The 25989-nt window shown below is 47.7% G+C and carries 25 protein-coding genes, 1 other RNA gene, 3 pseudogenes and 1 other annotated feature; of the genes and pseudogenes, 13 read left to right on the plus strand and 16 right to left on the minus strand.

All coding sequences use genetic code 11. The annotated features are described in order from the left end of the window. Window positions 1–447 precede the first annotated feature (447 nt). The 3 genes from clpB to rluD all read right to left on the minus strand — a co-directional run bounded on the left by clpB (window position 448) and on the right by rluD (window position 4851). On the minus strand, window positions 448–3021 hold the full coding sequence (gene clpB, locus M2387_RS22345; protein ID WP_259052762.1) for an ATP-dependent chaperone ClpB: 2574 nt from the start codon (window positions 3019–3021) through the stop codon (window positions 448–450). 121 nt (window positions 3022–3142) lie between these two features. Then, window positions 3143–3874, minus strand: coding sequence for a purine nucleoside phosphorylase YfiH (gene yfiH, locus M2387_RS22350; RefSeq protein ID WP_259052763.1), 732 nt, complete (start codon window positions 3872–3874; stop codon window positions 3143–3145). Next, window positions 3871–4851, minus strand: a complete 981-nt coding sequence (rluD, locus tag M2387_RS22355) for a 23S rRNA pseudouridine(1911/1915/1917) synthase RluD (RefSeq protein ID WP_259052764.1) — start codon at window positions 4849–4851, stop codon at window positions 3871–3873. Before rluD ends, yfiH begins: the two co-directional genes overlap by 4 nt. 135 nt (window positions 4852–4986) lie before the next feature. On the opposite strand from rluD, the gene bamD reads away from it, so the two are divergent. The 4 genes from bamD (at window position 4987) to pheA (ending at window position 7955) form a co-directional block, all read left to right on the plus strand. Beyond that, entirely contained in the window at window positions 4987–5724 is a 738-nt protein-coding gene (gene bamD, locus M2387_RS22360) for an outer membrane protein assembly factor BamD (RefSeq protein ID WP_259052765.1), read from the plus strand. 458 nt (window positions 5725–6182) lie between these two features. Next, entirely contained in the window at window positions 6183–6527 is a 345-nt protein-coding gene (gene raiA / locus M2387_RS22365) for a ribosome-associated translation inhibitor RaiA (protein WP_259052766.1), read from the plus strand. 121 nt (window positions 6528–6648) lie between these two features. Beyond that, window positions 6649–6773 (plus strand) — a sequence feature (Phe leader region). Further along, window positions 6650–6697 carry a pheA operon leader peptide PheL gene (pheL, locus tag M2387_RS22370; protein WP_187507180.1) on the plus strand — a complete coding sequence of 16 codons (48 nt, stop codon included), beginning with the start codon at window positions 6650–6652 and terminating at the stop codon, window positions 6695–6697. Its footprint overlaps the feature before it by 48 nt. Before the next feature lie 21 nt (window positions 6774–6794). Beyond that, window positions 6795–7955: a bifunctional chorismate mutase/prephenate dehydratase gene (gene pheA / locus M2387_RS22375; protein ID WP_259052767.1), complete on the plus strand. Its 1161-nt coding sequence runs from the start codon at window positions 6795–6797 to the stop codon at window positions 7953–7955. Between the two features lie 57 nt (window positions 7956–8012). On the opposite strand, the gene M2387_RS22380 is transcribed toward pheA, so the two are convergent. The 8 genes and pseudogenes from M2387_RS22380 to ffh form a co-directional block, all read right to left on the minus strand. Beyond that, window positions 8013–8888 (minus strand): SMP-30/gluconolactonase/LRE family protein, encoded by an 876-nt coding sequence (locus M2387_RS22380; RefSeq protein WP_259052769.1) that lies wholly within the window; start codon window positions 8886–8888, stop codon window positions 8013–8015. 68 nt (window positions 8889–8956) lie between these two features. After that, complete coding sequence (gene tyrA / locus M2387_RS22385; protein ID WP_259052770.1) at window positions 8957–10078, minus strand: bifunctional chorismate mutase/prephenate dehydrogenase; 1122 nt, start codon at window positions 10076–10078, stop codon at window positions 8957–8959. An 11-nt stretch (window positions 10079–10089) separates the two neighbouring features. Further along, window positions 10090–11160, minus strand: coding sequence for a 3-deoxy-7-phosphoheptulonate synthase AroF (aroF, locus tag M2387_RS22390; protein WP_259052771.1), 1071 nt, complete (start codon window positions 11158–11160; stop codon window positions 10090–10092). 394 nt (window positions 11161–11554) lie between these two features. Further along, window positions 11555–11905 carry a 50S ribosomal protein L19 gene (rplS, locus tag M2387_RS22395; protein ID WP_259052772.1) on the minus strand — a complete coding sequence of 117 codons (351 nt, stop codon included), beginning with the start codon at window positions 11903–11905 and terminating at the stop codon, window positions 11555–11557. Between the two features lie 43 nt (window positions 11906–11948). Next, window positions 11949–12714: pseudogene (gene trmD, locus M2387_RS22400) on the minus strand (tRNA (guanosine(37)-N1)-methyltransferase TrmD). 46 nt (window positions 12715–12760) lie between these two features. Then, window positions 12761–13309 (minus strand): ribosome maturation factor RimM, encoded by a 549-nt coding sequence (gene rimM, locus M2387_RS22405; protein WP_259052954.1) that lies wholly within the window; start codon window positions 13307–13309, stop codon window positions 12761–12763. Window positions 13310–13327: 18 nt separating this feature from the next. After that, window positions 13328–13576 (minus strand): 30S ribosomal protein S16, encoded by a 249-nt coding sequence (gene rpsP, locus M2387_RS22410; RefSeq protein WP_259052773.1) that lies wholly within the window; start codon window positions 13574–13576, stop codon window positions 13328–13330. A gap of 111 nt (window positions 13577–13687) precedes the next feature. Continuing rightward, the gene (gene ffh, locus M2387_RS22415) at window positions 13688–15049 is read right to left on the minus strand and encodes a signal recognition particle protein (protein WP_259052774.1); all 1362 of its coding nucleotides are present in this window, start codon (window positions 15047–15049) and stop codon (window positions 13688–13690) included. A 165-nt stretch (window positions 15050–15214) separates the two neighbouring features. Here ffh and M2387_RS22420 point away from each other — a divergent pair, with 165 nt between their 5' ends. Together M2387_RS22420 and M2387_RS22425 are read left to right on the plus strand one after the other, a co-directional pair. Beyond that, window positions 15215–16003 carry a cytochrome C assembly family protein gene (locus tag M2387_RS22420; protein WP_259052775.1) on the plus strand — a complete coding sequence of 263 codons (789 nt, stop codon included), beginning with the start codon at window positions 15215–15217 and terminating at the stop codon, window positions 16001–16003. Window positions 16004–16028: 25 nt separating this feature from the next. After that, the gene (locus M2387_RS22425) at window positions 16029–17312 is read left to right on the plus strand and encodes an HlyC/CorC family transporter (protein ID WP_259052776.1); all 1284 of its coding nucleotides are present in this window, start codon (window positions 16029–16031) and stop codon (window positions 17310–17312) included. A 216-nt stretch (window positions 17313–17528) separates the two neighbouring features. Here M2387_RS22425 and grpE read toward each other — a convergent pair whose 3' ends face one another. Next, window positions 17529–18113 carry a nucleotide exchange factor GrpE gene (gene grpE / locus M2387_RS22430; protein ID WP_259052777.1) on the minus strand — a complete coding sequence of 195 codons (585 nt, stop codon included), beginning with the start codon at window positions 18111–18113 and terminating at the stop codon, window positions 17529–17531. 123 nt (window positions 18114–18236) lie between these two features. Here grpE and nadK point away from each other — a divergent pair, with 123 nt between their 5' ends. The 3 genes from nadK to bamE all read left to right on the plus strand — a co-directional run bounded on the left by nadK (window position 18237) and on the right by bamE (window position 21421). Then, entirely contained in the window at window positions 18237–19115 is an 879-nt protein-coding gene (nadK, locus tag M2387_RS22435; protein ID WP_259052780.1) for an NAD(+) kinase, read from the plus strand. Between the two features lie 84 nt (window positions 19116–19199). Then, the gene (recN, locus tag M2387_RS22440; protein WP_259052781.1) at window positions 19200–20861 is read left to right on the plus strand and encodes a DNA repair protein RecN; all 1662 of its coding nucleotides are present in this window, start codon (window positions 19200–19202) and stop codon (window positions 20859–20861) included. 218 nt (window positions 20862–21079) lie between these two features. Then, on the plus strand, window positions 21080–21421 hold the full coding sequence (gene bamE, locus M2387_RS22445; RefSeq protein WP_259052783.1) for an outer membrane protein assembly factor BamE: 342 nt from the start codon (window positions 21080–21082) through the stop codon (window positions 21419–21421). A gap of 57 nt (window positions 21422–21478) precedes the next feature. Here bamE and M2387_RS22450 read toward each other — a convergent pair whose 3' ends face one another. Both M2387_RS22450 and M2387_RS22455 read right to left on the minus strand, forming a co-directional pair. Further along, on the minus strand, window positions 21479–21769 hold the full coding sequence (locus M2387_RS22450; protein ID WP_259052784.1) for an RnfH family protein: 291 nt from the start codon (window positions 21767–21769) through the stop codon (window positions 21479–21481). Further along, window positions 21759–22196, minus strand: a complete 438-nt coding sequence (locus M2387_RS22455) for a type II toxin-antitoxin system RatA family toxin (RefSeq protein WP_259052785.1) — start codon at window positions 22194–22196, stop codon at window positions 21759–21761. The genes M2387_RS22450 and M2387_RS22455 overlap by 11 nt, the downstream gene beginning before the upstream one ends. Before the next feature lie 153 nt (window positions 22197–22349). On the opposite strand from M2387_RS22455, the gene smpB reads away from it, so the two are divergent. Beyond that, window positions 22350–22832: an SsrA-binding protein SmpB gene (smpB, locus tag M2387_RS22460; RefSeq protein ID WP_259052786.1), complete on the plus strand. Its 483-nt coding sequence runs from the start codon at window positions 22350–22352 to the stop codon at window positions 22830–22832. 128 nt (window positions 22833–22960) lie between these two features. Here the strand turns inward: smpB and M2387_RS22465 are convergent, their stop codons facing one another. Further along, a complete protein-coding gene (locus M2387_RS22465; protein WP_259052787.1) occupies window positions 22961–23320 on the minus strand; it encodes a hypothetical protein in 360 nt (119 codons plus the stop codon). Window positions 23321–23655: 335 nt separating this feature from the next. On the opposite strand from M2387_RS22465, the gene ssrA reads away from it, so the two are divergent. From ssrA to M2387_RS22480, 3 genes and pseudogenes are all read left to right on the plus strand, one after another. Then, window positions 23656–24019: a transfer-messenger RNA gene (gene ssrA / locus M2387_RS22470) on the plus strand. A 172-nt stretch (window positions 24020–24191) separates the two neighbouring features. After that, window positions 24192–24413: pseudogene (locus M2387_RS22475) on the plus strand (integrase arm-type DNA-binding domain-containing protein); the annotation flags it as partial. Window positions 24414–24765: 352 nt separating this feature from the next. Further along, window positions 24766–25171: pseudogene (locus tag M2387_RS22480) on the plus strand (integrase core domain-containing protein); the annotation flags it as partial. Between the two features lie 313 nt (window positions 25172–25484). Here the strand turns inward: M2387_RS22480 and M2387_RS22485 are convergent. Continuing rightward, the gene (locus M2387_RS22485; protein ID WP_259052788.1) at window positions 25485–25871 is read right to left on the minus strand and encodes a hypothetical protein; all 387 of its coding nucleotides are present in this window, start codon (window positions 25869–25871) and stop codon (window positions 25485–25487) included. Between the last annotated feature and the right edge of the window lie 118 nt (window positions 25872–25989).

Genomic DNA, 25989 nt, shown 5'->3' on the forward strand with positions numbered 1-25989 from the left:
AAGTGTTTGATGCTCAAAGAATTCATACTGTTTATAAAACTAGTGTTCACTCTTCAAGACTTGATATTTTTTGTGAACCCGAAGGTTCTGCACCCTAAGGTGCTTTAGATATCAATCTTGCGAGTGCCCACACAGATTGTCTGATAAATTGTTAAAGAGCAGTGCGAGAGCACCTTATTGTGCTGTCGCGAGGTTGCGTATATTACGCCTTCCTCTTTCAAAGTCAAGCATTTATTTTCGCTTTCCTTCGACTGATTCGGTGGTTTGTAACCGTTGTTCCGTCTCAGTGGATGCGCATTATAGGGATTTCTTCTGGCCTGACAACCCCTATTTTAAAACTTTTTATCAACCGCACACTTTTACAGCAAAAAAGCAAATAACCCGTCATTTATGCACAAATAACAAACAAAATGGGCCCGTTTGGGCCCATTTTTCTTTCCGCTATGATTATTGCAACGCAACAATACGGTCGTCTTTGACTTCCAGCTTGATAGTTTTTCCTGGGATCAGCTCTCCGGAAAGGATTTGCTGAGCCAGCGGGTTCTCTATTTGCTGCTGAATCGCGCGTTTTAATGGTCGTGCACCGTAAACCGGGTCAAACCCATTCTCGCTTAATAACGTCAAAGCATCATCCGTTATCGTTACATCGTATCCGTGCTCTTCCAGTCGTTTGTATAAACGTTGCAACTGAATTTGTGCAATAGAAGCAATATGCTTGCTAGCTAATGGATGGAAGACCACAACTTCATCAATACGGTTGATAAACTCCGGACGGAAGTTCTGAGTAACGACATTCAACACCATATCTTTCATGCTGGCGTAGTCCAGTGCACCAAAACGTTCCTGAATCAGATCCGAACCGAGGTTTGAAGTCATAATCACCACGGTATTACGGAAATCTACCGTACGACCCTGACCATCGGTTAAACGTCCATCATCGAGAACCTGCAACAGGATGTTGAAGACATCCGGATGTGCTTTCTCTATTTCATCCAGCAGGATGACGGAGTAAGGGCGACGACGAACTGCTTCGGTTAAATAGCCGCCTTCTTCGTATCCCACATAGCCCGGAGGCGCCCCCACCAATCTTGAGACACTGTGTTTTTCCATAAACTCCGACATATCGATACGAACCATGGCATCGTCACTGTCGAACATAAAGTTTGCCAGCGTTTTACACAGTTCAGTCTTACCGACCCCGGTAGGTCCCAGGAACAGGAATGAACCGATAGGACGATTAGGATCCGCTAATCCAGCACGACTACGACGAATAGCATTGGATACTGCCTCAACTGCTTCGTTCTGGCCAATCACACGCTCATGCAGTTGCTGTTCCATTCGCAACAGTTTATCGCGCTCACCTTCCAGCATGCGTGCAACAGGGATCCCGGTAGCACGAGCCAGTACTTCAGCGATTTCTGCATCCGTTACTTTGTTTCGTAACAGACGCATAATTTTACCTTCGTTCTGCGTCGCAACAGCCAGCTGCTTTTCAAGCTCAGGTATTTCACCGTATTGCAGTTCAGACATTCGCGCTAAATCACCGACACGACGCGCTTGCTCAATCGCAATTTTGGCCTGTTCCAGTTCAGTTTTTATAGTCTGCGTACCAGACAGAGACGCTTTTTCCGCTTTCCACTCTTCTTCAAGCACAGAATAGTCGCGCTCTTTTTGCTCCAGCTCCTCATTTAACATGCTGAGGCGTTTCAGGCTGGCTTCATCAGACTCTTTTTTCAGCGCCTGTTGTTCAAGTTTGAGCTGAATAATACGACGGTCGAGACGGTCGAGCTCTTCAGGTTTTGAGTCTATCTGCATCCGAATACTGGAGGCCGCTTCATCAATCAAGTCGATAGCTTTATCGGGTAACTGCCTGTCCGCAACATAACGATGTGATAAGGTCGCAGCCGCCACAATCGCCGGATCGGTAATCTGCACATGGTGATGCAGTTCATAGCGCTCTTTCAGACCACGCAAGATAGCAATGGTGTCTTCAACCGAAGGCTCCTCGACCAGCACTTTCTGAAAACGACGCTCAAGCGCAGCATCTTTCTCTATATACTGACGATACTCATCAAGCGTTGTTGCCCCGACGCAGTGCAGCTCACCGCGGGCTAATGCTGGTTTCAGCATATTACCGGCATCCATTGCGCCGTCTGCTTTACCCGCACCCACCATGGTATGCAGTTCATCAATAAACAGGATGACATTACCTTCCTGTTTTGACAGGTCGTTCAGAACCCCTTTCAGGCGCTCTTCAAATTCACCACGATATTTTGCCCCGGCCACCAGCGCCCCCATATCAAGAGCGAGAACACGCCGGCCTTTCAGACCTTCGGGAACTTCTCCATTGATGATACGTTGCGCCAGTCCTTCAACAATGGCGGTTTTACCCACGCCAGGTTCACCGATCAATACCGGGTTATTTTTGGTACGACGTTGTAATACCTGAATCGTACGGCGGATCTCTTCATCACGGCCGATCACCGGATCAAGTTTTCCTTGTTCCGCGCGCTCGGTTAAATCAACGGTATATTTCTGCAATGCCTGACGATTGTCTTCGGCACTTTGGTCATTCACGCTTTCGCCTCCACGCATCTGTTCTATTGCTGCTGTCACATTTGGCAGTGTCGCACCGGCGGATTTCAGCAGGTCGGTCAGAGTGCCACGGGACTCGAGAACAGCGAGAACAAAGAGCTCTGACGAAATAAAGTTATCGTTTCTTTTTTGTGCCAGTTTGTCACAAAGATTCAGTACACGAACCAAGTCTTGTGAAGGCTGCACATCGCCACCGGTTCCTTCAACCTGAGGTAAACGACTTAAAGCCTGGTCGATAGCTGTACGAAACTGCCCTGCATTCACCCCCGCAGAGGTCAGTAATGATTGCACCGATCCCCCTTCTTGCTTGAGCAAAGCGCTCATCAAGTGAAGAGGTTCGATAAATTGGTTGTCATTCCCCAGTGCAAGAGACTGGGCATCGGCTAAGGCAAGCTGGAATTTATTAGTAAGGCGGTCCAGACGCATAATTCCTCCCATTAAGTATGGTCAAATTTGCTACTGGAGAATAGATGAGGTCATGCCTCAATTATTCAAGGCTTATAACCTAAAAATATATGTGGCATGACGTTTATAAAAATCAGAGAGACTATTTAAGCCAGATGAAACTGGCCATGCGCCCGGTAACTCCTTCACGTCGGTATGAGAAGAAATCATCTGACTCGGTCCAGGTACAACGTTCGCCACCATATACTTGGGTCACCCCGATATTCTCCAGGCGCTGACGAGCAAGCTGGTAGATATCAGCATAGTATTTTTCACCAGAAGCGCGAAAAGCACTGGCCGCTTTTTTATCTTCATTGATAAAAGACTCACGCACTTCAGGTCCCACTTCAAAGGCCGCCGGCCCGATAGCAGGGCCGAGCCAGGCAATAATATTGGCAGGAAAATCCTGGAAACAGGCGACCGTTTCTTCAAGCACTCCGGCACATAAGCCGCGCCAGCCTGCATGAGCTGCGGCTACTTCTGTCCCAGCCTTATTACAAAATAAAACTGGCAGGCAGTCCGCCGTCATCACGGCACAGACTTTACCAGGGGCATTGCTATAACTCGCATCTGCCCGCTTACTAAGATAAGGCTCATCTTCAAGCTTTAAAACCGTTGTACCATGAACTTGCTCAAGCCAGGTGGGTTGAACAGGCAGCCCACCCGCGGCATAAAATAAACGACGATTCTCTGCCACGTGCTCAGGATCATCCCCACAGTGAGCGCCCAGATTGAGTGAGTCATACGGCGATAAACTCACACCACCTCTACGCGTCGAACTACAAGCAGCCACGCCTTGCGTAAGTGGCCACTGGGGGATAATCAAGTTTTTCATAGCCAGTCCAGCCGATCTTTAAAGACTTCGGCATCGGCACGCATAGCTTCAATCAAGTCCACCATATCCTGTGGAATAGGTGCACTCCACTCCATCAGAATTCCACTGATCGGATGATAAAGACGTAGCATAGTTGCATGCAAAGCTTGCCTGTCGAACTTACGTAACTCCTGAATAAACGCTTCAGAAGCCCCTTTTGGTAACCGCGGGCGTCCACCGTATAACTGATCGCCCACCAGCGGATGATCAATATAAGCCATATGCACACGGATCTGGTGAGTACGGCCGGTTTCAAGACGCAGACGCAAGCGCGTATGAATACGGAAATGCTCCATAATCCGATAATGTGTTACCGCAGGCTTACCCATTGGGTGTACGGCCATATGGGTACGTTTATTCGGATGACGGCTGATCGGCTGCTCGACAGTGCCGCCACCGGTCATATGGCCAATCGCAACGGCTTCATATTCACGCGTGATTTCACGCAGCTGCAATGACTCAACTAAACGCGTCTGGGCAGGTACTGTTTTAGCAACCACCATCAAACCTGTTGTGTCTTTATCCAGACGATGGACAATACCCGCGCGCGGCACATCAACAATGGCCGGGTAATGATGCAGTAAAGCATTCAGTACCGTGCCATCCGGATTACCGGCACCTGGATGCACAACTAAACCACGAGGTTTGTTGATAACCAGAATATCTTCATCTTCATAGACGATATTGAGTGGGATATCCTGCGGTTCCCAGCGAACATCTTCTTCGATTTCAGCATCGATGGTAACACTCTCACCACCCAATACTTTTTCTTTTGGCTTGTCGATAATGACGCCATTTACGGTGACCCTTTTATCAAGGATCCATTCTTTTATGCGAGAACGTGAATAATCAGGGAACATTTCGGCCAAAGCTTGATCTAAGCGTTGACCCAGTTGCGATTCTGATACTGTTTCTGTGAGTTGTACTAGTTGTGCCATAGACAGCTTCTTTCGTTAACCTTGGGTTTTACGGCTAATGCCGTTTAATATAATGTGCTATTGTAGCTGGTCTTTATCGGGAGCCGAAACATTGAACCCTCCCGGAAATAACATTACTTAGGAAAGTCAAACGTCATGACGCGCATGAAATATCTGGTGGCAGCTGCCACGTTGAGCCTGGCTTTGGCTGGTTGCTCCAGTTCCAAGGATGAGGTTCCTGATAGCCCGCCTGCTGAAATCTATGCGACTGCCCAGCAAAAGTTGCAGGACGGTAACTTTAAAGCAGCGATAACGCAACTAGAAGCGCTGGACAACCGATATCCGTTCGGACCGTATTCTCAGCAAGTGCAGCTGGATCTCATCTACGCTTACTATAAAAATGCCGATCTCGGTTTAGCGCAGGCGGCTATCGATCGCTTTATTCGCCTTAACCCAACCCATCAGAACATCGACTACGTACTTTACATGCGCGGTCTGACTGATATGGCATTGGACGATAGTGCACTGCAAGGGTTCTTTGGTGTGGACCGTTCCGACAGGGATCCACAACACGCACACGCTGCCTTTAATGACTTTTCTAAACTGGTACGCGACTACCCTAATAGCCAGTATGCACCAGATGCGGCAAAACGCATGCTATTCCTGAAAGATCGCCTGGCGAAATTCGAGCTTGCGGTTGCACAATTCTACACCAAACGCGGTGCATGGGTGGCTGTTGTTAACCGGGTCGATGGTATGCTGCGTGATTATCCTGATACCCAGGCAACTCGCGAGGCACTACCACTGATGGAAAATGCTTACCGCCAGATGCAGCTGATAAACGAAGCCGATAAAGTTGCAAAAATTATCGCGGCAAATAGCAGCCAGACCTGACGTCTGTTGATTGCTAAAAGACCTGAAGACTGTGTCAGTCACTCAAAACTGACTGGCACAGCTAAGTGCTTACCGCCTACTTTAGCATAGTCTTCAGTAAATAGTCCTGAATGAAATTAAGGGCTATTTGGCTCGAGTTAAAAATGAAAAAGGGTTCCTGGTATTATCAGGAACCCTTTTTCATTATCTGTCGTAAAGCATAGTCACTAACACGATGTTTAAACTGTATTTTTTTGTTTATTATTGCAGCAGAAACCATCATTTTAGCGTCAACAAATCTTATCAACTATGGCCTGTATTTGTCTGAACTACAAGCTCGCAACAGAAAGATTATGCCCTGTCTCACAAAGTAACTGTCTTGACAAAAAACGACAAAAAAAGTTGATGTTGATCACGCTTTTTGACATTAGAGCGGGTATGCTGAAGTTACCAAGACGGGAAAGATAAGAGGTCACTTTATGACAATGAATATTACCAGTAAACAAATGGAAATTACTCCGGCTATTCTGCAACACGTCAAAGAACGTCTCTCAAAACTGGAAAAATGGCAAACGCATCTTATTAACCCGCATATCGTTTTGTCTAAAGAACCCAAGGGCTTTGTTGCTGATGCAACGATTAATACCCCAAATGGTCAACTGGTAGCGAGTGCGCACCATGAAGATATGTATACCGCGATCAATGAGCTCATTAACAAACTTGAGCGTCAACTTAATAAATTACAACACAAGGGTGAAGCCCGTCGCGCATCAAGTTCAGTGAAAGATGGCTCCTTAGCGGAAGCCGAGGCTGAAGAAGAATAAGTTTCCCTTCTCCTCAGTCAATACGATAAACGCGCCTCTGGCGCGTTTTTTGGTTTCTTTTAGTTGACAGCATTAAAACATTGCAGGTAGTTTAACTACTGAACTTTAATGGAAAACTCACCATGAAACTTGACCTGTTTTTCTTCGCATTCTTTTTTACGTTTCCCTGACCAGGAGGCGTTCCATCGTATGATAAAGAATACGAAGACGAACAGACAAGCCTCCCACCCGGGAGGCTTTTTTTATGGATAGCAAAAAGGTAGCGTTATGACCGAAATAAATCCGTTGCTCAACCTGCGCACCAAAATCAGCGCACTGGACGAAAAGTTATTAGCTTTGCTGGCGGAACGTCGTTCGCTTGCCGTTGAGGTGGGTCGGGCAAAGCTGGACTCTCACCGTCCGGTAAGGGATATCGACAGAGAACGCGATTTGTTGGAGCATCTGATTACGCTTGGCAAAACACATCAGCTCGACGCCCACTATATCACCCGTTTGTATCAGCTGATTATCGAAGACTCGGTCCTCACCCAGCAAGCCTTACTGCAGCAACATCTCAATAAAACAAACCCACAATCTGCACGTATTGCCTTCCTCGGGCCGAAAGGATCATACTCTCATCTTGCCGCTCGTCAGTATGCGGCCCGCCATTTTGAACAATTTATCGAAAGTGGTTGCGCTAAATTCCAGGATATCTTTGAGCAAGTAGAAACGGGCCAGGCAGATTTAGCCGTTGTTCCTATCGAAAATACCAGCTCAGGCTCCATCAACGATGTTTATGACTTGCTACAAAATACGCATTTGTCGATTGTCGGTGAAATGACGATTCCTATCGACCATTGCGTACTGGTTTCAGAACCCACTGAACTTGAAAATATTCATACCGTCTACAGTCATCCCCAGCCTTTCCAGCAATGCAGTCAGTTTATTAACCGTTATCCGCACTGGAAAATCGAATACTGTGAAAGCACTTCCGCTGCGATGGAAAAAGTGGCGCAAAGTAACTCGCCGCATGTTGCCGCGCTGGGAAATGAAGCTGGCGGTGCACTCTATGGCCTTCAGGTACTGGAGCGTAATCTGGCAAACCAGACGCAGAACATTACTCGTTTTATCGTGCTTGCGCGTAAGGCTGTTGATGTTTCCAGCCAGGTTCCTGCTAAAACCACCTTACTGATGGCGACGGGCCAACAGGCAGGTGCGCTGGTTGAAGCATTGTTAGTACTGCGTAATCACAATCTGATTATGAGCAAACTGGAATCTCGCCCTATTTATGGCAACCCATGGGAAGAGATGTTTTATCTGGATATTCAGGCAAACCTGAAAGATGAAGCGATTCAGAATGCATTAAGGGAACTGGGCCCGATTACACGTTCTCTCAAGGTACTCGGCAGCTACCCAAGTGAAAACGTCGTTCCGGTTAACCCGGCTTAAGATGATGCGGGGAGTGTCATGCTCCCCGCATCATAATTGACGCCAGACAGATCTGAATTAAGTCGTTTCGCGAAAATCGCTTTTCGCCATCCCCGCCACCTGAGTCCGTAACGTAAAAATAGCCCCGGACAGCGGACGTAATGTCAGCTCAATGGCATCCATATGTTCACGGGTGGTGGTAATAAACAGCGTTTTCATATCACTGCCACCAAAGCACACCATGGTAGGACAACGTACCGGTAACCGATGCTCTTCGGTCACTTCTCCTTCTGGAGAAAGACGGGCAATACGGTAACCATCATAAAGCGCGGTCCAGTAATAGCCTTCGGCATCCATCGCGGCTCCATCAGGAATTCCTTCTCCAGGCGTAAAGCGTTTGAAAACACTGCGCAGACCAGGTTCGCCCTGCTCATCAAGCGGGGTGCGATAAATCACCCCATTGGGGGTGTCGGAGCTGTACATCCACTTTCTGTCCTGGCTAAAAGCCAGCCCATTGGCTCCCTGAATATTATGTTGAATCACGTGAGGAGTCAGGTTGTTATCCACCCTGCATAGCAGCGCACCGTTATAATCCCCCGGCCCCCAGAACGTACCGGCATAGAAGCGTCCGTCCCGGTCGGTTCCGCCATCATTAAAACGTGCCAGAGCCGGATTACTGGGGTTATCACACACTTTCTGAGTAAGCCGGCCGCTTTCTGTCGTCAGATAAATACCGCTGCGCATGGCGACAATAAATCCCCCCTGCTCACGTAAGGCAAAACACCCCACTTCTTCAGGAAACGAGATAACTGAATGCTGTTTCTCCGTCAGATGATAACGATGAATTTCATTTTGCAGAATATCCGTCCAGTACAGCGCACCTTGCGCAGCGCTCCAGGTCGGGCATTCTGGTAAGTGGCCGGTATAGTCAAACAAAGGGGTTAATTCAGCCATAAGCGTTATCCTTACGAAAAAAAAGCCAGCAGGAGAACCTGCTGGCTAAATTAACAAACGTGTTGCCGTTACTGACGGCTATCATTAGCCTGACGTAATAATACGCGGCTTTCTGTCTGGAAACGTTTCGCGTAATCACCAAACCAGTCAGCTACATGGCTAAAGCTATCAATGAAAGGTTGTTTATTATCCCCTTCCAGTAACTTGATGGCCTCACCAAAACGCTGGTAGTAACGTTTAATCAGCGCAACGTTATTGTCTGAAGACATAATAATGTCTGCATACAGTTGTGGATCCTGAGCAAACAGACGCCCGACCATCGCCAGTTCAAGCCGATAAATAGGCGATGAAAGCGCCAGTAACTGTTCCAGCTGTACATTCTCTTTTGACAGATGGAGCCCATAAGCAAAGGTCGCAAAGTGACGTAACGCCTGGATAAAGGCCATATTCTGGTCATGCTCTGCGGCACTTGAACGGTGCAGCAATGCCCCCCAAACCTGAACCTGATCCAGGAACCATTGATAGGCTTCCGGGTTTCGTCCATCGCAGTAAACCACGACCTGCTTGGCCAGGCTACCGCAGTCCGGACCAAACATCGGATGCAGACCCACGACAGGTCCGGGATGTGCCGCCAGCATGGCGTCCAGTGGACCACTTTTGACTGAGGCCAAATCCACCAGCACACAATCTTCAGGCAGCGGTGGCAAGCGAGCAATTGTCTGTTCAGTAATATGAATAGGTACGCTGACAATCACCATTCCGGCGTCATTGAGTATCTCCGGCGCACGATCCCAGTCATCTTTCTCCAGAATACGCACCTGGTAGCCTGACAGAGTGAGCATTTTTTCAAATAACCCACCCATTTGCCCGGCTCCGCCGACAATAACTACCGGGCGTAGTTCAGGGCGCAGGGTTTTAAAGCCTTTATCGTTTTCGCTTGAGTAGGACTCACGCATCACACGGCGCAATACATCTTCAATCAGGTCAGGCGGAACCCCGAGAGACTCCGCTTCTTTGCGACGTGAAGCCAGCATAGAGGCTTCACGTTCTGGTACATAGATAGGTAAACCATGGCGACTTTTGACTTCGCCGACTTCTGCTACCAGATGCAGGCGCCTGGCCAGTAAATCCAGTAACGCTTTATCCACCTCATCGATTTGATCGCGCAGTGCGGTCAACTCCATCACCATAGTAAAACCTCTTAATCCTTGCGTGACGCCAGTACCGTACTCATATCATTGTGGATTTCACGTAGCAGGCTGTCCGTTGTTTCCCAGTCGATACATGCATCGGTCACAGAAACACCGTATTTCATTGCGCTACGTGGTTGTTCTGATGATTGGTTGCCTTCAAAGATATTACTCTCAATCATCAAACCAATAATCGAACGGTTACCATCTTTAATCTGAGCGGTAGCAGATTCTGCTACACCAGGCTGACGACGGAAGTCTTTGTTTGAATTGCCATGGCTGCAATCTATCATTAAGGCCGGGCGGAGTCCTGCCTTTTGCATTTCATTTTCACACTGAGCCACATCTTCCGGGCTGTAATTGGGTGCCTTGCCGCCGCGCAGAATAACATGGCCATCCGGGTTACCTTTGGTCTGTAACAAACAGACTTGTCCTGCCTGGTTAATACCGACAAAACGGTGTGGCATCGCTGCTGCGCGCATCGCATTAATTGCGGTTCCCAGACTACCATCGGTACCATTTTTAAAACCAACTGGCATCGACAGACCTGAGGCCATTTCACGGTGCGTCTGCGACTCAGTAGTACGAGCGCCAATTGCTGACCAGCTGAACAGGTCACCCAGGTATTGCGGGCTGTTCGGGTCCAGTGCTTCGGTTGCTAATGGCAAGCCTAAGTCAACCAGCTCAACCAGCAGCTGACGAGCGATTTTCAGACCGGCTTCAACATCAAACGAGCCGTCCATATGCGGGTCGTTAATCAGCCCTTTCCAGCCAACGGTGGTTCTTGGTTTTTCAAAGTAAACGCGCATCACGAGATACAGGCTATCACTCACTTCTTCAGCAAGTGTTTTAAAACGACGAGCATAATCAATCGCGGCTTCAGGATCGTGGATTGAGCAAGGTCCACAAACTACCAGCAAACGCGGATCGCGACCCGCGATAATGTCAGAGATAGTCTGTCGGGACTGTTCAATTTGCGCTTCCTGCTCCACTGATAGAGGAAACTCAGCTTTCAGCTGTTCAGGAGTAATCAGTATTTGTTCGTCAGAAATATGAACATTATTCAGCGCATCTTGTTGCATGGTCGTCGTCCTTTATTAAGCTCGTTTGCGATTGGGTTCTCAGTGAGAATGAGCTTACCTTACCACTACCAGTAAAGAATGCAATACAAAATACGTAAATTTTTCGTTACAATAATAAATGAAAGCCCATTTAATGGGATTAAACCATCATTAATGTAAATAATTAATTACACTAACATGTAAAATAAATTGTATGGATAGACTTATGCCTGGTTGAACTCAGGGAAAAACAACAATACAGGAAGGGTTATTATATGAGGAATGCTGATATGAACGTCAAACTAACTGAATATGAAAAGCACACGAACAAGCGGATTGAAAGATAAAAAAAGGGGCTAGCACGCGGCTAACCCCTTTTCTCATTTCACGCTTTGGATGCAGCGTGAGGCTGGTCTTATGCGCCCAGACGCTCTTTGATACGCGCTGATTTACCAGTACGCTCACGCAGGTAGTACAGTTTAGCTTGGCGAACGGCACCACGACGTTTAACAGTAATGCTGTCGATTACTGGGGAGTGAGTCTGGAATACACGCTCAACACCTTCGCCGTTGGAAATTTTACGAACAGTGAATGCAGAGTGCAGACCGCGGTTACGAATAGCGATAACCACGCCCTCGAATGCCTGCAGACGTTTTTTAGAACCTTCAACGACCCATACCTTAACTTCCACGGAATCACCCGGACGGAATGAAGGTACGTTCTGTTTCATCTGCTCTTGTTCAATTTGCTTAATAATGTTGCTCATAATTTAATCTCTTATCCTGGGTAAACTGATGTATTGGGTGGTATCAACCATGCCCATCATGTTTATGTTGCTTTAGCGTGTTCCCGTTGGAACTCTGCCAGCAACCTTACTTGCTCTTCAGTCAGAGCCAGGTTTTCTAGAAGTTCAGGTCTTCTGAGCCAGGTGCGACCCAGCGACTGCTTCAGGCGCCAGCGGCGAATCTCTGCATGGTTTCCTGACAGCAATACTGCCGGAACTTCCATGCCATCTAACACTTCAGGTCGGGTATAGTGAGGGCAATCCAGCAATCCGTCAGCAAACGAATCCTCGCTGGCCGATGCTGCATGCCCCAGTACTCCTGGTATAAACCGGGAAACTGAGTCAATCAGCGTCATTGCTGGTAACTCCCCACCGCTGAGAACGTAATCTCCAATTGACCATTCTTCGTCAATTTCGGACTGAATAACGCGCTCATCAACCCCTTCGTAACGACCACAAACCAGAATTAACTTCTCATTGGTAGCCAGTTCACTCACGCCTGCTTGATCAAGCTTGCGTCCCTGAGGTGAAAGGTAGATTACCTTGACCCCTTCTCCTGCCGCTGATTTGGCTGCATGAATAGCTTCCCGTAAAGGATTTACCATCATCAGCATTCCCGGTCCTCCACCATATGGACGATCGTCCACGGTGTGATGCCGGTCGTATGTGAAGTCACGAGGACTCCAGAACTGAATGCTGAGCAAGCCATTTTTAACTGCCCGGCCAGTTACCCCGTAATCAGTAATTGCACAAAACATTTCAGGAAACAGGCTAACTACACCAATAAACACAAGCCAATCCCCATTATGCGAACGATTACCGTTATATTTCGGAGGTCTAAAAACCAGGATCCCAATCTACTTCAATGGTTTGAGTAGCGAGATCGACTTTCTTGATAACCTGCCCATCGAGGAACGGAACCAGCCGCTCCTTGATACCGAATGCATCCTTCAGGTTTGCCTTAATGACCATAACGTCATTCGAGCCGGTTTCCATCATGTCGATGATTTTACCGAGCTGATACCCTTCAGTAGTCACTACCTGGCAACCCATAAGGTCTTTCCAGTAATAGTCACCCTCTTCCAGATTAGGCAATTGCGAGGAATCCACGACGATTTCACAATTCGTCATCAGATTCGCTGCGTCTCTGTCATCAATGCCGTTCAGCTTGATGATCAGATCCTGATTGTGGGTCTTCCAGCTTTCCAGCTGAACAGGTTGCCACTGACCACCCTGCTTGATAAACCAAGGCTGGTAATCAAAGATACTTTCGGCGTCTTCGGTGGAAGAAAACACTCTGAGCCAACCTCGAATGCCATAGGAGGAGCCCATTTTCCCCAATACGATTGGGTTAACAGGTGCCTTTGGAGCGAGTTGCTTGCTCATCATGACCACCGTGACAGATTAAGCTGCTTTCTTAGCGTCTTTGATCAGCGCAGAAACGCGATCAGAAACGGTTGCGCCCTGGCCAACCCAGTGCTCGATACGATCCAGATTCAGACGAACGCCTTCTTCTTTTTCGTTTGCGATTGGGTTAAAGAAACCAACGCGCTCAATGAAGCGACCGTTACGTGCATTACGGCTGTCAGTAACAACAACCTGGTAGAATGGACGCTTTTTCGCGCCATGACGTGCTAAACGAATAGTAACCATAACATCCTCTATAGTGAATAAAACACCGGGCCCGTCGAGGGACGAACCCGGTGTTATATTAAAAGCCCGAAAATTATACTCATTTCGGCGCAAATAGCAATCCAATACAGCTTAACGGCCTGGGAATCCTGGTGGCATCATTCCTTTCATGCTGCGCATCATTTTGGCCATTCCGCCTTTCTTCATCTTTTTCATCATGCGTTGCATATCGTCAAACTGCTTCAACAGACGGTTAACATCCTGCACCTGCATGCCGGAACCCTGCGCGATACGGCGCTTACGGGAACCTTTAATCATATCCGGTTGCGCGCGTTCTTTCAGCGTCATTGAGTTAATAATCGCTTCCATACGCACCAGAACTTTATCATCCATCTGGGATTTGACGTTATCTGGCAACTGCCCCACGCCCGGCAGCTTGCTCATCATGCTCGCCATACCGCCCATATTTTTCATTTGCTTGAGCTGATCGAGGAAGTCGTTCAGGTCGAAACCGTCGCCTTTCTTCATCTTGCTGGCGAGTTTTTCTGCCTGTGCCCGGTCAACTTTACTTTCAATATCTTCGATAAGTGAAAGTACATCGCCCATTCCCAGAATACGGGAAGCGATACGGTCCGGATGGAAAGGTTCCAGAGCGTCAGTTTTTTCACCGACACCAAGGAATTTCACTGGCTTACCGGTGATATGACGAATCGAAAGCGCCGCACCACCACGCGCATCACCGTCGACTTTGGTCAGTATCACACCTGTCAGAGGCAACGCTTCGTTAAAGGCTTTTGCGGTATTTGCCGCATCCTGACCGGTCATGGCGTCAACGACAAACAGGGTTTCTACCGGATCTATTGCGGCATGAACCTGTTTAATCTCGTCCATCATCGCTTCATCTACGTGCAAGCGACCGGCGGTATCCACCAGCAGAACGTCATAAAACTTAAGCTTTGCTTCTTTCAGCGCAGCATTAACGATATCAACTGGTTTTTGCTGTGCATCAGACGGGAAGAAATCCACTTCAACTTGCTGAGCCAGCGTTTCAAGCTGCTTGATAGCCGCAGGACGATAAACGTCAGCAGAAACTACCAGCACTTTTTTCTTCTGCTTTTCGCGCAGGAATTTACCCAGTTTCGCGACACTGGTGGTTTTACCGGCACCTTGCAGGCCTGCCATTAGTACCACTGCAGGCGGCTGAGCCGCCAGATTCAGACTAGCGTTCTCTTCACCCATCGCTGAAACCAGTTCAGCCCGGACAATTTTGACGAATTCCTGGCCAGGGGTCAGGCTTTTATTAACTTCATGCCCGACGGCTTTTTCTTTAACGCGATTGATAAAGTCACGCACTACCGGTAAGGCAACATCGGCCTCCAGCAGCGCCATGCGGACTTCGCGCAGTGTTTCTTTTACGTTTTCTTCGGTAAGTCGCCCACGGCCGCTTATATTGCGTAAACTGCGCGACAGACGGTCTGTTAAGTTATCAAACATGGTATTTTGCCTAATATAATCACTAAGGTCGTGTCTTAAGGACACCAGCCAGAATTTGGGTGGATTATAACATGAAGTGCCTCAGGTGCTATCCAACGGTTGGAGCGGGCGACAGGTAACGTTATACTGATTTTTTTCTTATCTGGCTAATATGAACAACACCCTATGCCTGTTTTCGCCATTCTTGCCCTTGTTGCTTACTCTTTCAGCCTTGCGCTGATCATTCCCGGCCAGCTCAGGAAGAACAGCGGCTGGCGGCGTTTTGCCATATTGTCAGCGGTTATTGCGCTGATAAGCCACGGTCTTGCCCTGGAAGCGCGTATTTTTACCCTGGACGGAGGACAAAATCTGAGCCTGCTGAACATCGGCTCGCTGGTAAGTCTCATGATTTGTACCGTCATGACGATTGTCGCCTCCCGTGACAGAGGCTGGCTATTATTGCCGATTGTCTATGCCTTCGCCTTGATTAATCTCGCCTTTGCCACATTTATGCCCAATGAGTACATCACTCATCTTGAGGCAACGCCAGGCGTAATGGTGCATATTGGCCTATCCTTATTTGCCTATGCAACGCTGATTATTGCCGCACTTTACGCCTCACAACTGGCATGGATTGACTATCAGCTAAAAAATAAGCGTCTGGCTTTTAGCGGTGAGATGCCTCCCCTGATGGTGATTGAGCGTAAAATGTTTCATATCACCCAGATTGGTGTCGTCCTGCTCACCCTGACGCTCTGCACAGGCTTATTCTTTATGAAAAACCTGTTCAGCATCGAAAATGTTGATAAAGCGGTTCTGTCGATCGTCGCCTGGTTTGTCTACGTTATTTTACTCTGGGGACACTATCACCAGGGCTGGCGTGGTCGTCGCGTAGTGGTATTTAACGTAGCCGGTGCCATTATTCTGACACTCGCCTATTTTGGTAGTCGGGTGCTGCAAGAGTTCATACGCTAACGCTCATAGTTTGAAGGATATCGCTTTGGAACATATCTCAACCACCACGCTGATTGTAACGCTTATCATCATGGTGCTGGTATCAGCCTTTTTTTCAGGCGCAGAGACCGGGATGATGACGCTTAACCGCTATCGTCTTCGTCACAAAGCGAAACAAGGAAACCGTGCAGCGCTGCGTGTAGAGCAATTACTGAGAAAACCTGACCGTCTGATAAGCCTGGTTTTGATTGGTAACAACCTGGTCAATATCATGGCCTCGGCTATTGCCACCATCGTCGGTATGCGTCTCTATGGTAATGTTGGCGTGGCAATAGCGACCGGTGTCCTGACCTTTGTTATCCTGGTATTTTCCGAAGTTCTGCCCAAAACGATCGCCGCGCTTTATCCGGAAAAAGTGGCCTATCCATTTAGCATCCTGTTAAAACCACTGCAGATTTTAATGATGCCTGTAGTCTGGTTGCTGAATACCATTACGCGTTTACTGATGCGTATGCTCGGCATAAAAGTTGATAATGTGATGAGTTCAGCCCTGAGCAAAGAGGAACTCCGCACGCTGGTTAATGAGTCTCGATCCCAGATGTCGCGCCGGAACCAGGAGATGCTACTGTCGGTACTTGATCTGGAAAAAGTCACCGTCGATGACATTATGACCCCACGCAATGAAATAGTCGGGATCGATATCAATGACGAGTGGAAAGCTATTGCCCGTCAGCTTACCCACTCTCCCCACGGACGTATTGTGCTCTATCGTGATTCGCTGGACGATGCGATTGGTATGCTGCGTCTGCGAGAAGCCTACCGGCTGATGACTGAGAAAAACGAATTCACCAAAGAGACGATGCTGCGCGCTGCCGATGAAATTTATTTTATCCCGGAAGGCACGCCGCTGAGTGTGCAACTGGTGAAATTTCAGCGAAATAAGAAAAAAGTCGGTCTGGTGGTCAATGAATACGGTGATATTCAAGGCTTAGTGACGGTTGAAGATATTCTGGAAGAAATAGTGGGTGATTTTACCACCTCTATGTCCCCAACGCTTGCCGAAGAGGTTCATCCGCAAACAGATGGATCGGTGATTATCGATGGTACTGCCAATATTCGGGAACTGAATAAGGCCTTTAACTGGACTTTACCGGAAGACGAAGCCCGGACAATGAACGGTATGTTACTGGAAGCGATTGAGGAAATTCCAGCGCCTGGTACCCATATTCGCCTCTCGCATTATCAGATTGAAATTCTCGATGTTCAGGACAATATGGTTAAGCAAGTACGCGTTGTCCCCTTGCCGTCATCACGCCCATCTCACGAATAATATACCCGTCATACTTAAAGTTGCCTGGGCGTTGCTTTCGCAAATCCTACCGAATCACATAGTTTATCTATGCTCATCGTCAGGATTTACTCAGCGCCTACAGGCAACTCGAATTATTTAGGGTATAGCTACAAAAAAGCCAGCCGTTTGCAGGCTGGCTTCATATCACGGCTATCAAGGCCGTTCAGGCCGTACTATGACGCCCCGTTTACTGAATTACGCTTTTGCTTTTGCCACTGATACCATCGCAGCGCGCAGGGTGCGACCGTTCAGGGTGTAGCCTTTTTGCATCACCATCAGGACATGATTCGGAGCAACATCGTCAGACTCAACCATCGCAATCGCCTGGTGCACATCCGGGTTAAACGGAACGTTAGTTTCGCCAACCACTTCAACACCAAATTTGCGCATCACATCAACCATCGATTTTTGTGTCAAATCGATACCCTCAACCATCGGTGCGATATCAGCATTGCTTTTATCCGCGACTTCAAGAGCACGATCGAGACTGTCGAGAACCGGCAGTAGCTCATTCACAAATTTATCGAGTGCAAATTTGTGTGCTTTTTCGATATCTAACTCAGTACGGCGACGCAGATTTTCCATTTCAGCTTTGGTGCGCAACACACTATCACGCTCACGCTGCTCAACTTCCGCCAACTGAGCTTGCAGCGTCGCAATCTGGTCGTCGTGTTGATCCGCTGTATTGACACCGTCTACGGCTTCAATATCATCGTGATGCTCTGTTACCATTTCGTCTGAAACTTGCTCATCTGGTATTTTCTGTTCTTTACTACTCATGAAATTCTCCGCGTGTTTAGCATTAATCTCGCTGGTTCGCTTATTATGGGGATCTGTTTCAGGGTTTCAAGGGAACCTGACATATTGTCGCAGTAACATCTGTGATTAAGGATAAGCTGGATAATGAACAAACATTTCAATTGTATCGGTATTGTCGGGCATCCACGGCATCCTACAGCCCTGACAACGCATGAAATGCTGTATCGCTGGCTACATAGTGAGGGCTATGAAGTTATTGTAGAACAACAGATAGCTCATGACCTGAATCTTACTCAAGTGAAAACCGGTACTCTGGCGGAGATTGGCCAGCAGGCTGACTTAGCCGTAGTGGTCGGTGGTGACGGTAATATGCTGGGTGCCGCTCGCGTGCTGGCACGCTACGATATTAAAGTAATTGGCATTAATCGCGGTAATTTAGGCTTTTTGACCGATCTCGACCCTGATAATGCTCATCAGCAGCTGTCCGCTGTGCTGGAAGGACATTACATCACTGAGCAACGTTTTTTACTGGAAGCACAGGTCTATCATCAAGATACCCCGACGCGCCTGAGTACCGCCATCAATGAGGTGATACTGCACCCCGGTAAAATTGCCCATATGATTGAGTTTGAGGTGTATATCGATGAGGTATTTGCCTTCTCGCAGCGTTCAGACGGGCTGATTATCTCTACACCAACGGGTTCCACCGCCTACTCGCTCTCTGCCGGTGGTCCGATTCTGACACCTTCACTGGATGCGATTACCCTGGTACCTATGTTTCCGCATACCTTGTCGGCACGGCCCCTGGTTATCAACAGTAACAGCACCATTCGCTTACGCTTCTCGCATATGCGCAGCGATCTGGAAATTAGCTGTGACAGCCAGATATCCTTACCAATACAGGATGGCGAAAGTGTGCTGATCAGACGCTGTGATTACCACCTGAACTTAATTCACCCTAAAGATTACAGCTATTTCAATACATTAAGTTCAAAACTAGGCTGGTCAAAAAAATTATTCTAAAAATCATCATTGCCACTTTACTGTATATAAAACCAGTTTATACTGTATGCAAACACAGTTATGGTTTTTCATACAGAGGTGGCTATGCTGACACAACTCACCATCAGTAACTTTGCAATCGTTCGCGAACTTGAAATTGATTTTCAGCAGGGAATGACGGCTATCACCGGGGAAACCGGGGCTGGCAAATCTATTGCAATTGATGCCTTAGGGTTGTGTCTCGGTAGTCGTACTGAAGCGGATATGGTACGCCGGGGAGCACAACGTGCCGACTTATGTGCCCGTTTCTCACTAAAAGACACGCCAGCGGCGCTACGCTGGCTTGAAGAGAACCAACTGGAAGAAGGCAGCGAATGTCTGTTACGTCGCGTAGTGGGCCATGACGGCCGCTCTCGTGGCTTTATTAACGGTACTGCCGTCCCCGTTTCCCAGTTACGGGAACTCGGTCAGCTGTTAATCCAGATTCACGGTCAGCATGCCCACCAGCTTCTGCTTAAACCAGACCATCAGAAAAGCTTGTTAGACGGTTATGCCTGTGAACAGGGCATGATGCAGCAAATGCGCGAATATTATCGCGAATGGCATCAGAGCTGCCGCCTGCTGGCCCAGCATCAGCAGCAGGCTCAGGAGCGCGCCTCCAGAGTAGAGCTATTAAACTACCAGCTTAAAGAGCTGAACGAGTTCGCCCCGGTAGCAGGCGAGTTTGAAGTTATCGATGAAGAGTATAAGCGCCTGGCAAACAGCGGCCAGCTGCTCTCCACCAGCCAGCACGCTCTGAATATTCTTGGCGAAGCCGAAGACGTGAATCTGCAAAGCCAGCTCTATACCGTACGCCAGTTAATGACTGACCTGGTGGGTATGGACAGCAAAATCACTAATGTGCTGACACTGCTGGAAGAAGCAAGCATTCAAATTTCCGAAGCCTTCGATGAACTCCAGCACTACTGTGAACGACTGGACTTAGATCCAAATCGCCTCTATGAGCTGGAACAGCGTATCTCACGGCAGATTTCACTGGCACGAAAGCACCACGTAACTCCAGAAGAGCTGCCTGGTTTCTACCAAAAATTACTGGACGAACAGCAGCAGCTGGAAGCTCAGTCAGACTCGCAGGATGCTTTACAACAGGCCGTTGCTCATCACCATCAGCAAGCCTTAACCGTGGCGCGTACCCTGCATCTTAGCCGGGTTAAATATGCTGAAGAGCTATCAGCGCTTATCACCAGCAGTATGCACACCCTCTCAATGCCACACGGCATTCTGGTGATTGAAGTCGAGTTCAACGAAAGCGTGCTTACCGAAACAGGAGCCGACAGAATTGACTTCCGCGTCAGTACCAACCCAGGTCAGCCAGTACAGGCGCTGGCAAAAGTGGCCTCTGGCGGTGAACTGTCACGTATCGCCCTGGCCATTCAGGTTATCACTGCCCGTAAGATGGAAACACCGGCCCTGATTTTTGACGAAGTGGATGTCGGTATCAGTGGCCCGACCGCTGCCGTTGTCGGCAAGTTACTGCGACAACTGGGTGAGTCGACTCAGGTAATGTGTGTAACCCACTTACCTCAGGTCGCCGGTTGCGGGCATCATCACTTCTTCGTCAGCAAAGAAACTGACGGCGAAATGACAGAAACACATATGCAACCTCTGGACAAACGTGCCAGACTGCAAGAGCTGGCTCGCCTGTTAGGGGGAAGCGAGGTCACACGTAATACTCTTGCCAATGCAAAAGAACTGCTGGCAGCCTGATTTATCCCTGAAGTACAGTGAAGCAGGCGTTAAAGAGTTGAAAATAATAGCATTTAATATTTTTTCTGTGATATCAGATGCTTTTTAACTAACTTTTTTATACTCCTGCGGTCAGAGTTGAGCGCCTTATAGGTTTAAAACTGATTAAAGGTCTATTATCATCGGCATAAAATGAATGTGCCACGTACGACTCGGGCCAGAAAAGGGATCAAATTACTATGCGTTGTAAAATGCTGACTGTAGCAGCAGCGGTTCTTCTGATGTTGACCGCAGGTTGTTCCACTCTGGAACGAGTGGTCTATCGCCCGGATATCAACCAGGGTAACTATCTGACACCCACTGATGTCGCCAAAATTCATAAGGGTATGACACAGCAGCAAGTGGCCTACACACTGGGTACGCCGTTGATGAACGATCCGTTTGGTACCAACACCTGGTTTTACGTCTTCCGCCAGCAACCGGGCCATGAAAACCCGACTCAGCAGACGCTGATCATGACTTTTGACAGCAATGGCGTTCTGACTGACCTGGTTAACAGACCAAAACTGACTAACGAATAATTACCCTTCGCGGATGTGAAAAAAGGGGTGAGAAACTATGTTTCTCACCCCTTTTTATTATTTACTGGCTGAACGCTCAGCACGTTGTCGCCGCAGCTCTTTAGGATCGGCCAGCAGAGGACGATAGATTTCGACGCGGTCACCCTCATGCACTTCATCGTTAAGTTTGACCGAGCGACTATAAATACCGACTTTATTCTTTTTCAGATCAATATCGGTACGCAGTGTCAGCAGACCGGAAGCGATAATCGCCTGTTCAACGGTGCTGCCTTCCGGCAAAGAGACCTGGCGCAAGAACTGTTTTTCGGGCAGCGCGTAAGCCACCTCGACCCGAATCTTATGCGACACGGTAAACCTCTTTTGCACGCACGGTGAAGGCCTGCACCATATTACCCGCCAGCTCTTTAAACATCCGGCCAAATGCCAGCTCAATCAGTTTATTGGTAAACTCGAAATCAAGCTGAAATTCAATGCGGCAAGCGTCATCACCGATCGGGGTAAACTTCCAGCCTCCCATCAATTTTTTAAACGGGCCGTCCACCAGCTGCATAATAATGCTCTGGTTACTGACCAGAATATTACGCGTGGTAAAGGTTTTGCTTATTCCCGCCTTGGAGACATCGACTGCTGCCATCATTTGACTGGCGGACTCATCCAGTATCCGGCTTCCTGAGCAACCAGGTAAAAACTGCGGATAAGATTTCACATCATTTACTAACAGGTACATCTGCTCGGCACTGTATGGCACCAACGCTGTGCGGCTAATTTGAGGCATAACAATTCCCGGGAGTCATAAAACCGGAAAATAATAACATTTATCAGCAGGCAAAGAAAAACTCTCTGCCACCATGCTAAGATAAGCCCTTACTCCTCGTGCATGGCCCGGGGATGTCTTTGAACTCCTGGATGACTTATACTGAGCGGCACTATGACGAAGAAAAAAGCACACAAACCAGGCTCAGCCACCATTGCGCAAAATAAACGCGCCCGCCACGAATACTTTATTGAAGATGAATTTGAAGCGGGTCTTGCGCTGCAAGGCTGGGAAGTTAAATCATTGCGCGCCGGAAAAGCGAACATCTCCGATAGCTATGTCATTTTTAAAAATGGCGAAGCCTACCTGTTCGGCGCTACCTTTACCCCACTGACCGTGGCTTCAACCCACGTAGTCTGCGATCCAACGCGGACGCGTAAGCTGCTGCTGAATAAAAGAGAGCTGGATAACATATTCGGTAGCGTCAGCCGCGATGGCTTCACCGTCGTCGCCCTCTCTCTGTACTGGAAAAACGCCTGGTGCAAAATCAAAATTGGCCTGGCGAAAGGTAAAAAGCTGCACGACAAGCGTACTGACCTGAAAGACAAGGAATGGGCGGTGGATAAAGCCCGCATTATGAAACACGCCGGACGCTAATCCCGAAGCCCGCCATCCATGGCGGGCCTGCTTTCTTTGAACCTCACCAGACCCAAAGGGTTAGCCACCCTGATACGAAACGGGGTGAGACAGACAGATTCAGAAATTATCTGGACAGGTAACTGGGTTTATCGCCTGTATTTTTCGCTCGTGTTATTTAACATACCTCTGTGTGAAAATGAATTGTCGCGGGACTCGCTGGTATTTTTGTTATATTCAGCTATTGATAATTCCTTAGTTATATTTGCCCCCGCTTTAAATAAAGCTGCAGAAGAGTATTTGGCAGGAGAACAGACATCACGACGTTCATTATGCCAGGGTGATGAAAGAGTGCCATGAAGGGTCGAGCGATTAACAACTGTATTGCAAGCGCTAGCAAAGCTTGCGACAAAACAACTTACCACTGGCTCTGAGGATGTAGTCCTGGTTCCAGCAACAGAAGAACCTGACGGTATCAAAATACGGTCATGACCACTTATTCCTTGCATATATATTCCTTATGTTATTTACAGATATGTGCTGTCAGCGTGTTAACAGTGATTAAATTAATTAGCATAATCAATAGCTAACCTGCTAACAGAAAACAATCATCCCTTAAGCAATAACATCTCTGAAACAGCGTATTGATGATTTGAGCGCTAATAACGTTGTTGGCAGTTAGGTATTCCCCGTGAACAGCATTAAAAACAACCGTAATGCACAGTATTTAAACACCCTTCTCGTTACTGATAACCGGAAGTGATTCAATAACCTGCATCTGAGTAATTCTCTGCACGGCGCTAGTCAGCCGGGTAATAAATCTGTTATACTCGCCTTACACATTGGGGCTGATTCTGGATTCGACGGGATTTGCGAAACTCAAGGTGCATGCCGAGGGGCGGTTTGCCTCGTAAAAAGCCGCAAAAAATAGTCGCAAACGACGAAAACTACGCTTTAGCAGCTTAATACCCTGCTTTGAAGCCTCCTCTCCCTAGCTTCCGCTCTTAAGACGGGGATAAAGAGGAGTCAAACCCAAAAGAGATCGCATGGAAGTCCTGCCTGGGGCTGAAGTGCTAAAACTAATCAGGCTAGTTTGGTAGTGGCGTGTCAGCCCGCAGCTGCCCGGCGAATGTAAAGACTTGACTAAGCATGTAGTGCCGACAGTGTAGTAATTTCGGACGGGGGTTCAAATCCCCCCAGCTCCACCAAATTCTCCATCGGTGATTACCAGAGTCATCCGATGAAGTCCTAAGAACCCGCATGGTGCAAGCCTTGCGGGTTTTTTTGTGCCTGCGATTTGTCCGTAACCAACCGAGAAGATCCTCCTGAATCCGGTGACAATTGGTATACGGTAAGATATAGGCCTAAAAACATATACCAATTCACGAAGAAGCGAACAAATGGCACGGACTCACCAACACTGAAGTTCCGCGCACTAAAGCGCTAGAGAAGGACATCACGCTGCATGATGGCAATGGGCTTTTCCTGATCGTGAAAACCAGCGGCAAGAAACTCTGGCGCTTTCGCTATCAACGTCCGGTAACAAAGCAGCGGACAATGATGGAACTCGGTGCCTACCCCACCCTTTCGTTTGCTGATACCTGAGGGTTAAGATCAGATTACCTTATTAACCAACGGAATCGACACGCAAATATAAGTATCCCTGCAAAAAGAGCCATTCATTTTTAGAGATCTTCCGACATACTGATTATGTAACCTGAGGAGATAGATATGTGTAAGAATCCGATTAACTGAACATCAGATCATTACTGTACTAAAATCGGTCAAAGCGGGTAGAACCGTAAATCGCCGACAAGGTCATGCATGAAATCATAAGTGTGTTCACCGGATTTGCTGCCTGTTACAACTGAATTTTCGACCGAAAAGAAAGCAACAGTTGCCGGCATGCAATCTGGCTCCGCTGGCTATACCGGAGACACTTAACCAAAGCTAGTCGATTGATTTTATGCATGATGAGCTGATATATGGCCGACGTTTTCGGACTTTCAATGTTGTTGATGATTCTAATCGTGAAACTCTGGCCTGACCCTGAATATCCCGGTGCAAAGAATGGTGCGGGTGCTAGACAGGATCGTGACGAACCCTAGACATCCGCTGAAGATGCGGATGGGCAAATGGCCCGGAATTAGTCTCACTAACTCTGGCGCAATGGGCCGAAGAGTATGACGTGATACTGGAATTGTTCTGTTCAGAACACTGAATGAAGCACAAGCAATAACGGAACGCTGGCTGAATGAATATGACAGTTACCGGCATCATGAATCCCTGAATAACTTGACGCAGGAAGAGTACGGTTGATGGCTGAAAAACCGGAAATCTCAAAAAGTGCGGGGAACTAAAAGCGGTCTACTTACACCCATTCAGGTCAACAAAAAGTCTCCCTGAAAGTGAAGGCTGAGTAGGGTATGGACATAAGTCCTGGAGGTGTTAGTAGTATCTGGCTCCGCGAAAATATGAACACAATAGCTCTACATATCGCGAGAAAAAAAGCGAGACAATAAACGACCTTATGGCCGTTTAATTGATAGATATATGAGGAGCTGATAATCTGGCCGCGTCAAAATCGCCTAGTAATTATACCGTCAGTATCCCTTAGTAATCACACTAATACGTCTGATAGTAGCTCCGTCATAAAGTGTTCTCAACATGCTGTTAGGTAGGCATTGAGAATGTCGTAACTTTATGGGTTTGCGGATCAATCGAAATGATACAGATTGGCAAATTACCGCCAAAGCGGTCTTTGCGGTCTGATATTTTCAAATTATATGACTCTGAGAAAGAAGTGTAGCCGGATGAGTTGGATTCATTCAGTTTGAAGCCAATAAGTTGCTCGAAATAGGCTTTGTTTTTCCCTACGCTATTCTTACACTGATCGTTAGTGATGGTACCCACCTTTTTGGAAGAAGTGGTCTGCTCCGTTTTTGTCACGCCGGGAGTAAGTGCTGCGTTTATCGTCTTCATCTGATCGCTCATATTCTTCTGGAAATCAGCACAAGAGGTAGAAGCTAACACTAGTCCGCACAATAATAACTTTTTCACTGTAATCCTTACATTATATAACAAAACAATATGACTTTAGAAATAGAAGTGAATGAATTGTTAAGATAATGAGCACCTTTAGATTTGTCAACGTATCATCCAATATCTCAGTATTTAT

The sequence above is a fragment of the Klebsiella sp. BIGb0407 genome (genome assembly GCF_024807845.1).
Classification (GTDB): domain Bacteria; phylum Pseudomonadota; class Gammaproteobacteria; order Enterobacterales; family Enterobacteriaceae; genus JGM124.